Source organism: Candidatus Polarisedimenticolia bacterium (genome assembly GCA_035764505.1).
Taxonomy (GTDB): Bacteria; Acidobacteriota; Polarisedimenticolia; order Gp22-AA2; family AA152; genus AA152.
On record DASTZC010000072.1, the window covers coordinates 1 to 13211 of the forward strand.

Consider the following 13211-nt stretch of genomic DNA (forward strand, 5'->3'; position numbering starts at 1 on the left):
TGACCCTGAGATGGATTTCCTCCATGCCGAGCTCCCGCACTCTCCGTTTGACCGCCGCCGAGGTCCGTCCCGAGATTACGCCGGTGGCGACTCCGGCCCGCCGGAGGAGCCAGATCCCCACGCCGTCCTTGGCGTCGAAGATCCGGCCCTCGCTCCTTCCGTCGATGAACAGGATGCCTCCGTCGGTCATGACTCCGTCCACATCCATCAGGACCATGCTGACGGAGCGGGCGGCGGCTTTGAGGGAGGATCGGGATGAGGCCATCTTCCACTTTCGCGGCGCGCCGGGAGGCGTGCGCCCAATCAGAACAGTTGGGTGCGCCACAGGTCGTGAATGTGGAGAATGCCTTCGAGCCTGCGATCCTCCGACAGTACCACGAGGGAAGTTATTTTCCGGGTCTCGAGGAGGTGCAGCGCGCGCGCCGCCGTCTCCAGCCTTGAAATCGAGACGGGCGAAGCCGTCATGCAGTCGCGCGCCCGCTGCGCGAGGAGATCGACGCCTCGCTCCAGGCAGCGGCGCAGATCGCCGTCCGTGATTACCCCCGCCAGGGTTCCGTCCTTCGATTCGACGCAGGTCATTCCAAGCTTTTTGGCGGAAATTTCGCGCACCGCATCGACCAGAGAGGCCGTTTCCGCGACCACCGGACAGGTCGCGCGCGGATGCATCAGGTTCTCGACGGTCAGGATATTCCTCCCGATGCGGCCGCCCGGGTGATAGCGGGCGAAGTCCCGCGCCGTGAAGCCCTTCCTTTCCAGGAGCGCGACGGCCAGGGCGTCGCCCATCGCCAGCGCGGCGGTGGTGCTGGCTGTGGGTACCAGCCCCAACGGCCCCGCCTCGCGCACCACGCCGACATCCAGGACGACCTGGCTGTGCCGAGCCAGGGTCGACTCGACGCTGCCGGTGAGGGCGATGAGTGGCACCCCCAAGCGCTTGAGGAATTCCACCATACGCACGATTTCTTCGGTCTCTCCGCTGGAGGAAAGTCCGAGAACCACGTCTCCGGGGGCCACCATCCCGAGGTCGCCATGGATGGCATCGGCCGGATGCAGGAACAGCGACGGTGTTCCAGTGCTCGCCAGAGTGGCCGCAATCTTTGCGCCGATGAGCCCCGACTTTCCCATGCCGCTCACCACCACCCTGCCGGCGCAGGAAGCAAGGATTGTCACGGCGGTTTCGAAGGACGGGCCGAGGCGCGGGATCAGCGCCTGGATGGCCTCGGCCTCCTCCTTCAGGACTCTGCGGGCAATATCCAGGCTCAAGATTCTCTCCCTACGACGGCCGCGAGCTGGCGAACGTCCCGGAGAAGGGCCGGGAGCCTCGCGAGCGGCAGGGCGTTGGCGCCGTCCGAGAGGGCCTTTGCCGGGTCCTCATGGACCTCCACGAATATCCCATCGGCCCCGGCGGCGATGGCAGCGCGAGCCAGCGTCTCGATGAATTGCCGATCGCCCCCGGAGGAGCTGCCCAGCGCTCCGGGACGCTGCACCGAATGGGTCGCATCGAAAATGACAGGAAACCCGAGCTCCCTCATCACCGGAATGGACCGAAAGTCGACCACCAGGTTCTGGTAGCCGAATGAGCTCCCCCGCTCCGTGAGCAGGATCCTCGTCGCTCCCGAGGACACCAGCTTCTCCACGACGTTCTTCATTTCCCATGGAGAGAGGAACTGGCCTTTCTTGACGTTCACCGGCAATCCGGTGCGCGCCGCGGCCACCAGCAGGTCCGTCTGGCGGCAGAGGAAAGCGGGAATCTGCAGTATGTCGAGTACCGTCGCGGCAGTCTCGGCCTGCTCTATCTCATGAATGTCGGACAGGACCGGCAAGCCTGTCTCGCGCTTGATCCGGTCCAGGATGCGCAGCCCTTCCTTCAGGCCCGGCCCCCGGAAGGAGCCGAGGGCGCTGCGATTCGCCTTGTCGAAGCTCGCCTTGAAGACGAGGGGGATGCCGGCGGCGGCGGATTGCTCCTTGAGGGCGCGGGCCAGCGCCAGGGTTGGGCCTTCCCCCTCGATGACGCAGGGCCCCGCAATCAGCAGCGGAACCCGGCCTTCGCCCACGACGATTCCAGGCGAGAGCGAGACCTCCGGGGCGGCGGGGCTCGCCATTCAGCGCTTCTGGGAGCGATGCCGCAGGCACGCGGCGATGAAGTCCCGGAACAGCGGATGGGGGGAGAGCAGCTTCGACTTGAACTCGGGGTGGAACTGACAGGCCAGGAACCAGGGGTGATCGCCCAGCTCGACGATCTCCACGAAGCGCCCGTCGGGCGAGAGGCCGGTGATCTTCAGGCCGCGCTTCACCAGGTCTTCGGCCAGGCCCCGATTGACTTCGTAGCGGTGCCGGTGGCGCTCGGAAATCTCCTTGACGCCGTAAGCGCGCTGCGCGAAGGACCCGGCCTCCAGCAGGCAGGGATAGCGTCCGAGCCGCATGTTGGCTCCCATGCTCTCCACGCCCTCCAGCTCCCGCAGCTTGTAGATGACCTTCCTCGAGGAATCGGGGTTGAATTCAGTGCTGTCGGCATCGGCCATGCCGCAGACGTTGCGCGCGAACTCGATCACGGCGCACTGCAGGCCCAGGCAGATTCCGAAGAAGGGGAATTTCTTCTCGCGGGCGAAGCGGATCGCGTGAATCATCCCCGCCACGCCGCGGATGCCGAATCCTCCAGGGACCAGAATCCCGTCCATCGATGCCAGCTCCTGGCGCAGCGCCTCGTTCTCCATCCCCTCCGCTTCGATCCACCGGATGTTCACCCGCGCCTTGTTGGCGAGGCCGCCGTGCCCGAGCGCCTCGGTGAGGCTCTTGTAGGAGTCCTCGTACTCGACGTATTTCCCCACCAGGGCGATGTTCGTCTCGGCGCCGGGGTTCTTGATGGTCTCGACCGCCCGGACCCAGTCGTCCATGCTCTTGTCGCGGTAGGGAAGGTCGAGTTGCTTGAGGAGGATGGCATCGAGACCTTCGCGCGCCAGGATCAGCGGGACCTCGTAGATCGACTCGACGTCTTTCGCCGTGATGACCGCTTCTTCGGACACGTTGCAGAAGAGGGCGATCTTCTTCTTGATCTCCTTGGGGAGGATTCGATCCGTCCGGCACAGCAGGATGTCGGGCTGGATTCCGATGGCCCGCAGCTCCCGCACCGAGTGCTGTGTCGGCTTGGTCTTGAGCTCTCCCACCGCGCCGATGAAGGGGACAAGGGTCAAGTGGATGAAGACGGCATTGGTCCGGCCGACCTCGAGACGGAACTGCCGGATGGCTTCGAGGAAAGGCAGCGACTCGATGTCTCCGACCGTGCCGCCGATCTCAACGATCTGGATGTCGACGCCCTTCGAAATCTTGCGAATCGCTTCCTTGATCTCGTCGGTGACGTGCGGGATCACCTGGACCGTGGCTCCCAGGTAGTCGCCGCGCCGCTCCTTGTTGATGATCGACTCGTAGATCTTGCCCGTGGTGTAGTTGTGATCACGCGAGGTCAGGGCGGAGGTGAAGCGCTCGTAGTGTCCGAGATCGAGGTCGGTCTCGGTGCCGTCCTCCGTGACATAGACCTCGCCATGCTGATAAGGGCTCATGGTCCCCGGATCCACGTTCAGATAGGGGTCGAACTTCTGCAGGGTCACGCTGAACCCGCGGCTTTCCATCAGCCGGCCTATCGAGGCGGCGGCCAGCCCTTTCCCCAGGGAGGAAACCACCCCTCCCGTGATGAAGATGGTCTTGGTCGGCATAGGGTCCGTGCCTCCTTGGGAGTCCTCAGTGCACCGCGTCATTCAGAAGGGCACGCACGCGCTCCAGGTCTTCCGGCACGTCGACCCCGATGGAAACTCCGCAGGCGTCGAGCACGCGGATGCGCCGCCCCATCTCCAGGACCCGCAGCTGCTCGAGGCCTTCGGCGCGCTCCAGCCCGCCCGAAGGCGTGCGCGCGAATTCGAGCAGCAGATCGCGGCGATAGCCGTAAAGTCCGAGGTGCCGGTAGACCCCGACCCCGGTGTCTTCCCTCCGATAGGGAATCGGAGAACGGGAAAAATACAGGGCCCGTCCGGAGGCATCGGCGACCACTTTCACGACGTGGGGGCTGCTCAGGTCGCGTTCCTCCTCGATTATCCGGCGGAGCGTGGCCATTTCCACCTCCGGCTCGCTGCGCAGGCATTCGACCAGCGCGTCGATGTCCCGGCTGTCCACCAGGGGCTCGTCCCCCTGGATGTTGACGTAGAGGTCGGCCGTATGCCCGCGCGCCACCTCGGCCAGCCGATCCGTCCCCGTCGCATGCTCCGGGGAGGTCAGCACCGCCTCTCCCCCGAAATCCTGCACCGCCCTCAGAATCCTCTCGTCATCCGTCGCAACCAGCAGCCGGTCGAGGGTCCTGGCCATCCTGCCCCTGCGATATACGTGCTCGACGAGCGGCTTTCCCCCGAGGTCCGCCAGGGGCTTGCCCGGGAACCGGACCGATGCATAACGCGCGGGAATGACGCCGATCGCTTGCAGCAATGAGATGGTGGCTTCCAGGACTTTTTGGAACTTACGTTGGAACTTTATGACGGGAGATAATCCTAGCCGAACCTCCGAAGCGGTGTCAAAGGTTTTTCTACGCGTTTGACATCTTCTCGGTGCGCCCGATAGCATGGCGGCTCCGTCACTTCGACCTCCTCGTAGAATCGCCGGATGATGCCCTCACCCATCGAAACCCACCATCTCGGCAGGCGCTTCCGGCGTCGCCGCTCGCTCGGCCAGCTCTTCTCCGGAGCCAAGAAGCCGCTCGAAACCTGGGCGTTGCGCGACGTCAGCCTGGAGGTCGCCGAGAAATCGATCTTCGGGCTTCTCGGTCCGAATGGCGCGGGCAAGACCACGCTGCTGAAGATCCTCTCGGGCCTGATCCTCCCCACCGAGGGCACCGCACGGGTCGGCGGACATGACGTGGCGCATGCCGAAGCCGCCGTGAAGAGACTGCTGGGATACGTCTCCTCGGACGAGCGGAGCTTTTTTTGGAGGTTGACCGGGCGTCAGAACCTGGCATTCTTCGGGAGCCTGTACGAAGGTCACGGCGAGGCGCTGCGCGAACGGATCCAGTACCTGCTCGCGCGCCTGGAGCTCACCGGGCAAGGTGATCAGCCGTTCGGAGAATACTCTTCCGGAATGAAGCAACGGCTGTCGCTCGCGAGGGCGCTGCTGCACGACCCGCCCATAATGCTCCTCGACGAGCCGACCCGCAGCCTCGATCCGATCTCCGCGAAGCACCTCCGTCGCTTCATCGGAGAGGAGCTGAATGGCCGGGACGGGAAGACTCTGGTGCTGGCGACCCACAACCTGCAGGAGGCGGAGCAGCTCTGCTCCAAGGTCGCGGTGCTCTCCCGCGGGAAGGTCCTCGGGTCGGGGAGCATCGAGGAGATGCCGGCATGGGGGCAGGGCAAGGAGTCGTATGTCCTGGTGCTTTCCGGAATCGCCGGCATCCCCGAAGAAGTTCAGGATGGGCTGGTGCTCACCCCGCTGCCCGGAGGACGGCTGCGGGTCGCCGGCGAGTTCGGCCGTGACGGCGCTAAGCTCTCGGCCCTCCTCGAGGCCGTCCTTCGGCTGCGCGGTCGAATCGTCTCCTGCAGCCGGACCGAGTCGACCCTGCAGCAGGTATTCGATCGCATCGAGGAGGGACAGGGATGAAGCGGCTGAGGGCCATGCTCGCGTTCCTGCGCAAGGACCTTCTCGAGGAGATGAGCTACCGGACGGCTTTCGTCCTGCAGCTGGGCGGCATCCTGCTCACGGTCAGCCTCTGGTATCTGATCGCCAACTGGCTGACCCTCCCTGAAAAAAACTCGCTTCCGGATCTTCCCGGCGTTCCGTATTTCGCCTACCTCCTGGTCGGACTCGCTTTCTGGCAATACCTCGGATCCGCCCTGAACAGCTTTGCCTCGAAGCTCCGGGCGGAGCAGCTGACGGGCACCCTGGAGGCGATGCTGATCACGCCCACGCCGATCCCGGTCCTCATTCTCTCCTCCGCCCTGTGGGATTTCGTGATGACCTCCTTCCGGGTCATCCTCTACCTCGGGCTCGGGGTCGTCTTCGGAATCCAGCTGCGCTTCGACAGCCTGCTGGCCTTCCTCGTGATCCTGCTCCTGACCATTCTGGCTTTCTCGGGGATCGGGATCCTCTCCGCCGCCTTCATCCTCTACCTGAAGCGCGGCGACCCGATCAACTTCCTCATCACCAGCGCCTCAGCGCTGTTCGGCGGCGTTTTCCTGCCGACGCACGCCCTGCCCGCTTCGCTCGCGGGTGTCGGCCGATTCCTGCCGATTACCTACGCCCTGAACGGCATCCGCCGCTCGCTGTTGACCGGCACGCGGCTCCCGGAGCTGATGCCTGAGGTCACCGCCCTGGTGATCTTCGTGGTCCTGCTGCTTCCCCTGGGGATCGCCGGTTTTTCCCTGGCAGTCCGCAAGGCGCGGGCCGAGGGCAACCTGGCGCAATACTGAGCGGCAGACGCGCGCGGCCGGACAGGGTTGAACGCCGCGATTTGCTGTGCTAAATTGCGACGCTACTCCAGGAAATCAACGTCTCCGCGCTCACAGCGCAGCGGCGCGCGGCCCACGGCAGCAAAACCCGCCCTCGAAGGAGCCTTAATTTTGAAGTTCCAGAAGCTCAATCTTCCGGCCGAAGGACAGCGCATCACGGTGGAGGACGGCAAGGTCAAGGTGCCGAGCCATCCTATCGTCCCTTTCATCGAAGGCGACGGCACCGGACCCGATCTCTGGCGCGCCGCCCGCCCGGTGTTCGAGGCGGCGGTCGACAAGGCCTACGGTGGCAAGCGGCGCATCGCCTGGTTCGAGGTGTTCGCGGGAGAAAAGGCGCGGGAACGTTACGGCGAGTGGCTGCCGGCCGATACTCTCGAGGCCATCAACGCCTACGTGGTGGCGATCAAGGGTCCGCTGACGACGCCCATCGGAGGTGGGTACCGCAGCATCAATGTCTCGCTCCGGCAGCAGCTGGATCTCTACGCCTGCATCCGGCCGGTGCGCTACTTCGAGGGAGTTCCCTCGCCGGTCAAGCGCCCGATGGATCTGGACGTGGTCATTTTCCGCGAGAACACGGAGGATGTCTATGCGGGGATCGAATGGCGGGACGGCACCGAGAAGTGCCGCAAAGTGATCTCCTTCCTGAATCGCGAGATGGGGACCGACATTCCGGAGGAGGCGGCCCTGGGCGTCAAGGTCTCCAGCCCGAAGGCAAGCAAGCGCCTCGTCCGCAAGGCCATCCGCTACGCGATCGAGAAGCAGAAGGAGAGCGTCACCTTCGTGCACAAGGGGAACATCATGAAGTACACGGAGGGAGGCTTCAAGGAGTGGGGCTACCAGGTTGCCCGTGAGGAGTTCGCCGACTACGTCGTCATCGAAGAGGACATGAAGAAGTCGGGCGCGGCCGCCCCGTCCCGCAGCAAGGTGGTCATCAAGGATCGGATCGCCGATTCGATGTTCCAGCAGCTCCTCACCCGACCGAAAGAGTACAGCGTGCTGGCCACTCCCAATCTCAACGGCGATTACCTCTCCGACGCGGCCGCGGCCCAGGCGGGAGGCCTCGGGATGGCCCCGGGCGCCAACATCGGCGACGCGGTGGCGCTGTTCGAGGCGACCCACGGCAGCGCGCCCACCTACGCCGGGCTGGACAAGGTGAATCCCGGCTCCCTCATCCTGTCGGGCGCCATGATGTTCGAGTACCTCGGCTGGCTCGAGGTCACCGACCTGATTGTCGAAGGCGTGCGGCGGGCCATCCAGAAGGGGCGGGTGACCTACGATCTGGCGCGACAGTTGGAAGGTGCGACGGAAGTGAAGTGCTCCGAGTTTGGCCAGGCGATCGTCGCCGAGATGCGGTCCTCCTAAACCTCCATCCTCAGAGAGAGCGGCATGCGGAACAAGGTCACGGTGGTCGGCGCGGGAAACGTGGGTGCCTCGGCGGCCCAGCGCATCGCAGAGAAGCACCTCGCGGACGTGGTCCTGATCGACGTCATCGACGGAATTCCGCAGGGCAAGGCGCTGGATCTCTGGGAATCGGCCCCGGTCGAGGGATTCGACTGCCGGCTGCTGGGCACGGGGAGCTACGACGATACCGCGGGATCGGACGTGGTGGTGATCACCGCGGGGCTGGCCCGCAAGCCGGGCATGAGCCGCGACGATCTCCTCTTCAAGAACTACGAGATCGTCAAGGGAGTCACCGAGGAGATCGTCCGGCACTCGCCGAAGGCGATCCTGGTGGTGGTCACCAACCCCCTGGATGCCATGGCGCAGACGGCGCTCAAGGTCTCGGGTTTTCCCAAGCAGCGCGTGGTGGGGATGGCGGGAGTGCTGGATTCGGCGCGCTTCCGCTCCTTCATCGCGGAGGCCCTCGACGTGTCGGTGGAGAACGTGCACGCCATGGTCCTGGGCGGCCATGGAGACACCATGGTGCCCCTGCCGCGCTTCGCCACGATCGCAGGGATCCCGCTGCCGCTGCTGATGCCGGGCGAGAAGATCGACCGTCTGGTGGAGCGTACCCGCAACGGCGGGGCCGAGATCGTCGCCTATCTCAAGACGGGCAGCGCCTATTACGCCCCCTCCTCGGCCATCGTGGAAATGGTCGATTCAATCCTGCGCGACCGGAAGAAGATCTTGCCGTGCGCCGTGTATCTCGAAGGGGAATTTGGAATCCACGGACTGTACGTCGGAGTGCCCGCCAAGCTGGGCCGCGGCGGCGTGGAGGCGGTGATCGACCTCCCGCTCAGCGAGGCCGAGAAGACGGCGCTGAGCGGCTCGGCAGAGGCGGTGCGCGAACTGGTCGAGAAGCTGAAGCTCTAATCTACCGGGGCGGCGGAGGAGTGAATCCCGTCGCGGTAGGCGGCGACGTTCCGGGGACCCCGCTCTCGACCAGCGCCGAGCAGACGCGATCCGTGAGCCGCTTGATGGTCTCGGTGCCGCAGCGATAGTCGTTCAGCACGATCGAGAAGGCGAAAGTCTCTCCCGCCTCGTTCACCGCGTAGCCCGACAGGCTGGTCACCCCGGCAATCTTGCCCGTCTTGGCGCGTACCTTTCGGAGCAGGTCTTCGGCACGAAAGCGGCGCTGCAGGGTTCCGTCCACCCCGGCAATCGGCAGGGAAGCGAGAAACTCGGGCCACAGCTCGAAGTCGTCGTGCATGGCACGCAGAGTCTGCACCAGGGCGCGGGCGGTCGTGCGATTCTGGTGCGAAAGGCCCGATCCGTCGGCCAGCGAGATCTCGCTTCCCGTCACGCCGATGCGCGAGAGAAACTCCCGCAGCACCTCCAGCCCTTTCTCGGTCGTGCCGGGGACTCCCACGAACTCCGCTCCCAGGGTCTTGAGCAGCGTCTCGGCAATGAAATTGTTGCTGTGCTTGTTCATGTCTCGGATGATGGTGGCCAGAGGCTTCGACTCGAAACGGAAGAGCTCGAGCGCTTCGGGCGGCGTCGCCGCCTTGCGCGTGGCGCCCCGAATTACGATCCCCTGCCGGGTCGCCAGCTCCCTGAATCCGGCCAGCGCGTAGAGCGCCGGATCCTCCACCCCTTTCGTGACCTCGATCGGTCCGCTCCCGGCCCGGATCGATCCCGAAACTTCGATGGTGTTCATTCCCTGGCGGAAGCCGCGGCCCACGACGAGCCGGGAGGTGCCCGCTTTGGTCACGGCGCGATTGCTGACCTTGAAATAGGAGCCGAGAGGGATGAGCTCGACCGTCGGTCGCGACCCCGCCGCGGGACCGGGTCTCACCCGGACGGTCACGACGTCGTAGTTGAAGGAGAGGGCCCCCACCGGCGCGTTGACCCAGGAGTCGTCGGGAACGGTCTCCGGCCAGACCTTGGGCCGCTCTTCCGCGTCGAAGTAGGTGTCGTCGGCGATCAGGTCGCCGCGAATCTCCTTCAATCCCTGGCGGGACAGCTCCTGCACCATGAGCCACCAGAACTCTCCCACCAGATCCGGAGCGCCGAAGCCTTTGACATACAGGTCGGCGTCGAGCACCCCGTCGCGGACCGCTTTGGTGGAGTAGAAGACGGTCGGGAAGACGTAGTCGGGCTTGAGCAGCGCCAGCGCCGCGGCGGACGTGAAGAGCTTCTGATTGGAGGCGGGCTTGAGCGCCGCATCCGCGTTCTGCGCGTAGACTTCGGATCCGTCTTTGAGGGAGATCACCTGCACGCCGGTCTTCGACGGGTCCAGGCAGCCGGAGGTGAGGACCGAGCGGATGCGTGACGCGAGACTCTGGGGCGCCGGTGCGGCGGCGAGCGGGCCGGCGCTGGTGGCTCCGTCCTGGAGCATCAGGCCGATCAGCGCGGCGACCGGCAGCATCCGGCGAAGGGAGACGTTGGCCCGCGGCATCACGCCGGAAGGCTATCAGAGGGTCGGGGAAGCGTCAAAAGCCGTGCATGCCCCATGCTTGGGTGCGCCGGGAGGGGCCGCGCCGCCTCGCTTTTTTGACAGGGCTCCGGACCCTGTGTTATACATCCGCGATTTTCGGGACAGCTTGGAACGACCCCCGCTCGCGGACATCCCTCCGAGGCCGCATGAAAATTCACGAGTACCAGGCGAAGGCGATCCTCAAGCGGTTCGGCGTGGCCGTGCCGAAGGGCGAAGTTTGCTTTGCTCCGAAAGAAGCCGTGGCGGTGGCCGCCCGGCTCCCCGGCCCGTCCTACGTAGTCAAGGCGCAGATTCACGCCGGGGGCCGCGGCAAAGGCGGGGGCGTCAAGGTCGCGCGATCGCTCTCCGATGTCGAGGCGCTGGCGCGACAGATCATCGGGATGACTCTGATCACTCCACAGACTGGTCCCGAGGGACGCAAGGTCCGTCGCCTCCTCGTGGAGGAGGGGCTCGACATCCGCAAGGAGCTCTACCTCGGGATCGTGCTGGATCGATCCCGCGGCGTTCCAGTCTTCATGGCCTGCGCCGAGGGAGGGGTCGACATCGAGGAGACGGCGCGCGAGGCTCCCGAGAAGATCCTGCGCGCGGTGATCCGTCCCGAAGTGGGCTTCCGCCCGTTCCAGGCGCGCCAGCTCGCCTTCGGGCTCGAGCTGGGCGAATCGGCGGACAAGGCGCTCAAGCTCATGCTGGCGCTGGCGCGGGCTTTCGAGGAGACCGATGCCTCTCTGGTCGAGATCAACCCGCTGGTAGTCACCGGAGCGGGCGAGGTGATGGCGCTCGACGCCAAGATGACATTCGACGACAACGCACTGTACCGCCATCCCGAGATCCGCGAGCTGCGCGATCAGGACGAAGAAGAGCCACTCGAGGTGGAAGCCTCGCGCTTCGGTTTGAACTATATCAAGCTGCAAGGAAACGTCGGCTGCATGGTGAATGGAGCGGGGCTCGCCATGGCCACGATGGACATGATCCAGCTCGCCGGCGGCGCGCCGGCCAATTTCCTCGACGTTGGCGGCGGCGCCAGCACGGAGCAGGTCTCCAACGCCTTCCGAATCCTTCTCTCCGACCCGAGCGTGCGCGCCGTGCTGATCAACATCTTCGGTGGCATCATGCGCTGCGACGTGGTCGCCCAGGGCGTGGTCGCCGCCGCCACGAGCACCGGGGTCAAGGCGCCGGTGGTGGTGCGGCTCGAGGGGACCAACGTGGAGGAAGGCAGGAAGATCCTGCGGGACTCCGGGCTCAACTTCACGGTCGCCGACGGGATGCAGGACGCCGCGCGCAAGGTCGTGGCGCTGGCCAAGGAGACGGCGTGAGCATCCTGGTCAACCGGAACACCCGCGTACTGGTGCAGGGGATCACCGGCAAGGAAGGGACCTTCCACACGCGGCAGTGCGCCGCCTACGGCACCCGGATCGTCGCCGGAGTCACGCCCGGAAAAGGGGGCACGACGCACGAGGGAATCCCGGTCTTCAACACGGTGGGGGAAGCCGTGCGGGAAACCGGAGCCGACGCCTCGGTCATCTTCGTGCCGCCGCCCTTCGCCGCCGATGCCATCATGGAGGCCGCCGACGCGGGCCTGCCGCTCGTGATCTGCATCACCGAAGGGATTCCCACGCTCGACATGGTGCGGGTGCGCGCCTTCCTGCAGGGGAGAACGACGCGGCTGGTGGGTCCGAACTGCCCCGGCATCATCACGCCGGGGGAGTGCAAGATCGGCATCATGCCGGGGTCTATCCACCTGCCCGGAAACGTCGGCGTCGTCTCCCGCAGCGGGACGCTGACCTACGAGGCGGTGTCGCAGCTGACCTCCCGCGGCATCGGCCAGAGCACCTGCGTCGGCATCGGAGGGGATCCCATCGTGGGCACGAGCTTCACCGATGCGCTGTCGCTGTTCATCCAGGATCCCGACACCCGCGGGATCGTCCTCATCGGCGAGATCGGGGGAAACGCCGAGGAGGAAGCCGCGGAGTACCTGCGCGACCACGCGAAAGTGCCCATCGTCGCTTTCATTGCGGGCCGCACCGCCCCTCCGGGAAAGCGCATGGGCCACGCGGGCGCCATCATCTCGGGAGGCAGCGGCACGGCCGCGGAAAAGGCGCTATCCCTGCGCGCCGCCGGGATCCGCGTGGTGGACAGCCCGGCCGGGATTGGCGAGGCCATGGCCGAGGCGCTGGGCTCGGGATCGCGCTGATCCGCCTCACGAGGAAGGAGAATTGATGGAACGAACATTGACGATCATCAAGCCCGACGGCGTGGCCGCGAACCTGATCGGCGAGGTGACCCGCAGACTGGAGAAGCGCGGGCTGCGACCCGTCGGCATGAAGATGCTGCAGCTGGGGCCCGAGCAGGCCGCCGGCTTCTACCACGTTCACCGCGAGCGGCCTTTCTTCGGCAGCCTGATGACCTTCATGACCTCGGGGCCGGTCGTCGTCATGGTCCTGGAAGGGGAGGGCGCGGTGGCCGGGCTGCGGGAGATCATGGGGGCCACCGATCCGGCCAAGGCCGCCGACGGGACCCTGCGCAAGGATTTCGCCAGCTCGATCGAGAAGAACATCATCCACGGCTCCGACTCTCCCGCGTCGGCGGCCTCCGAGATCGCCTACTTCTTCAACGCCCTCGAGCTCTGCCGGCGCTAGGCCGGCCCCGATGCAGGATCTCGTCCGACTCCTGCGCTACGCGCGGCCCTACCTCGGCAAGCTGGTGGCGGCGCTACTCTGCGCGGCCGGCGCCTCCCTGGTGATTCTGGCCCTGGCCAGCCTCGTGCCTCCTCTGGTCAACCACATCCTTCCTTCCACCACGCCGGCGAGTCACGATGTAGCCAAGAAGTTCAATTTTCTAGAAACCACCAACCGAAT

General features: G+C 65.6%; 14 protein-coding genes. 8 read left to right on the forward strand and 6 right to left on the reverse strand.

Going from position 1 to position 13211, the window contains the following annotated elements; translation table 11 throughout:
- The 5 genes from VFW45_04900 to kdsB all read right to left on the reverse strand — a co-directional run.
- The coding region (locus VFW45_04900; GenBank protein ID HEU5180105.1) for a 3-deoxy-D-manno-octulosonate 8-phosphate phosphatase at nucleotides 1-265 on the reverse strand (265 nt) is incomplete at its 3' end.
- Between the two features lie 38 nt (nucleotides 266-303).
- Nucleotides 304-1260, reverse strand: coding sequence for a KpsF/GutQ family sugar-phosphate isomerase (locus tag VFW45_04905; GenBank protein ID HEU5180106.1), 957 nt, complete (start codon nucleotides 1258-1260; stop codon nucleotides 304-306).
- Complete coding sequence (gene kdsA, locus VFW45_04910; protein HEU5180107.1) at nucleotides 1257-2099, reverse strand: 3-deoxy-8-phosphooctulonate synthase; 843 nt, start codon at nucleotides 2097-2099, stop codon at nucleotides 1257-1259. The genes VFW45_04905 and kdsA overlap by 4 nt, the downstream gene beginning before the upstream one ends.
- Complete coding sequence (locus tag VFW45_04915) at nucleotides 2100-3707, reverse strand: CTP synthase (GenBank protein ID HEU5180108.1); 1608 nt, start codon at nucleotides 3705-3707, stop codon at nucleotides 2100-2102.
- Between the two features lie 25 nt (nucleotides 3708-3732).
- Nucleotides 3733-4464: a 3-deoxy-manno-octulosonate cytidylyltransferase gene (kdsB, locus tag VFW45_04920; protein HEU5180109.1), complete on the reverse strand. Its 732-nt coding sequence runs from the start codon at nucleotides 4462-4464 to the stop codon at nucleotides 3733-3735.
- 177 nt (nucleotides 4465-4641) lie between these two features.
- Between kdsB and VFW45_04925 the strand changes: the two genes are divergently transcribed.
- The 4 genes from VFW45_04925 (at nucleotide 4642) to mdh (ending at nucleotide 8792) form a co-directional block, all read left to right on the forward strand.
- Nucleotides 4642-5631 carry an ABC transporter ATP-binding protein gene (locus tag VFW45_04925; GenBank protein HEU5180110.1) on the forward strand — a complete coding sequence of 330 codons (990 nt, stop codon included), beginning with the start codon at nucleotides 4642-4644 and terminating at the stop codon, nucleotides 5629-5631.
- Nucleotides 5628-6440 (forward strand): ABC transporter permease, encoded by an 813-nt coding sequence (locus VFW45_04930; GenBank protein HEU5180111.1) that lies wholly within the window; start codon nucleotides 5628-5630, stop codon nucleotides 6438-6440. The genes VFW45_04925 and VFW45_04930 overlap by 4 nt, the downstream gene beginning before the upstream one ends.
- Nucleotides 6441-6587: 147 nt before the next feature.
- The gene (icd, locus tag VFW45_04935) at nucleotides 6588-7841 is read left to right on the forward strand and encodes an isocitrate dehydrogenase (NADP(+)) (GenBank protein ID HEU5180112.1); all 1254 of its coding nucleotides are present in this window, start codon (nucleotides 6588-6590) and stop codon (nucleotides 7839-7841) included.
- A 24-nt stretch (nucleotides 7842-7865) separates the two neighbouring features.
- Nucleotides 7866-8792 carry a malate dehydrogenase gene (gene mdh, locus VFW45_04940; protein ID HEU5180113.1) on the forward strand — a complete coding sequence of 309 codons (927 nt, stop codon included), beginning with the start codon at nucleotides 7866-7868 and terminating at the stop codon, nucleotides 8790-8792.
- Between the two features lies 1 nt (nucleotide 8793).
- Here mdh and dacB read toward each other — a convergent pair whose 3' ends face one another.
- Nucleotides 8794-10317, reverse strand: a complete 1524-nt coding sequence (dacB, locus tag VFW45_04945; protein ID HEU5180114.1) for a D-alanyl-D-alanine carboxypeptidase/D-alanyl-D-alanine-endopeptidase — start codon at nucleotides 10315-10317, stop codon at nucleotides 8794-8796.
- Between the two features lie 185 nt (nucleotides 10318-10502).
- On the opposite strand from dacB, the gene sucC reads away from it, so the two are divergent.
- From sucC to VFW45_04965, 4 genes are all read left to right on the forward strand, one after another.
- Nucleotides 10503-11669 carry an ADP-forming succinate--CoA ligase subunit beta gene (gene sucC, locus VFW45_04950; GenBank protein HEU5180115.1) on the forward strand — a complete coding sequence of 389 codons (1167 nt, stop codon included), beginning with the start codon at nucleotides 10503-10505 and terminating at the stop codon, nucleotides 11667-11669.
- Nucleotides 11666-12547, forward strand: a complete 882-nt coding sequence (sucD, locus tag VFW45_04955; GenBank protein ID HEU5180116.1) for a succinate--CoA ligase subunit alpha — start codon at nucleotides 11666-11668, stop codon at nucleotides 12545-12547. The genes sucC and sucD overlap by 4 nt, the downstream gene beginning before the upstream one ends.
- A 25-nt stretch (nucleotides 12548-12572) precedes the next feature.
- The gene (gene ndk / locus VFW45_04960; protein ID HEU5180117.1) at nucleotides 12573-12992 is read left to right on the forward strand and encodes a nucleoside-diphosphate kinase; all 420 of its coding nucleotides are present in this window, start codon (nucleotides 12573-12575) and stop codon (nucleotides 12990-12992) included.
- A 10-nt stretch (nucleotides 12993-13002) separates the two neighbouring features.
- On the forward strand, nucleotides 13003-13211 hold a 209-nt coding region (locus VFW45_04965), incomplete at its 3' end, for a hypothetical protein (GenBank protein ID HEU5180118.1).

What these genes read in the sequence shown, in the direction of transcription:
- VFW45_04915 (HEU5180108.1), bottom strand. Translation starts at nt 3,707, where the DNA reads ATGCCGACCAAGACCATCTTCATCACGGGAGGGGTGGTTTCCTCCCTG.
- sucC (HEU5180115.1), top strand. Translation starts at nt 10,503, where the DNA reads ATGAAAATTCACGAGTACCAGGCGAAGGCGATCCTCAAGCGGTTCGGC.
- ndk (HEU5180117.1), top strand. Translation starts at nt 12,573, where the DNA reads ATGGAACGAACATTGACGATCATCAAGCCCGACGGCGTGGCCGCGAAC.
- VFW45_04925 (HEU5180110.1), top strand. Translation starts at nt 4,642, where the DNA reads ATGATGCCCTCACCCATCGAAACCCACCATCTCGGCAGGCGCTTCCGG.
- dacB (HEU5180114.1), bottom strand. Translation starts at nt 10,317, where the DNA reads ATGCCGCGGGCCAACGTCTCCCTTCGCCGGATGCTGCCGGTCGCCGCG.
- VFW45_04930 (HEU5180111.1), top strand. Translation starts at nt 5,628, where the DNA reads ATGAAGCGGCTGAGGGCCATGCTCGCGTTCCTGCGCAAGGACCTTCTC.
- kdsA (HEU5180107.1), bottom strand. Translation starts at nt 2,099, where the DNA reads ATGGCGAGCCCCGCCGCCCCGGAGGTCTCGCTCTCGCCTGGAATCGTC.
- mdh (HEU5180113.1), top strand. Translation starts at nt 7,866, where the DNA reads ATGCGGAACAAGGTCACGGTGGTCGGCGCGGGAAACGTGGGTGCCTCG.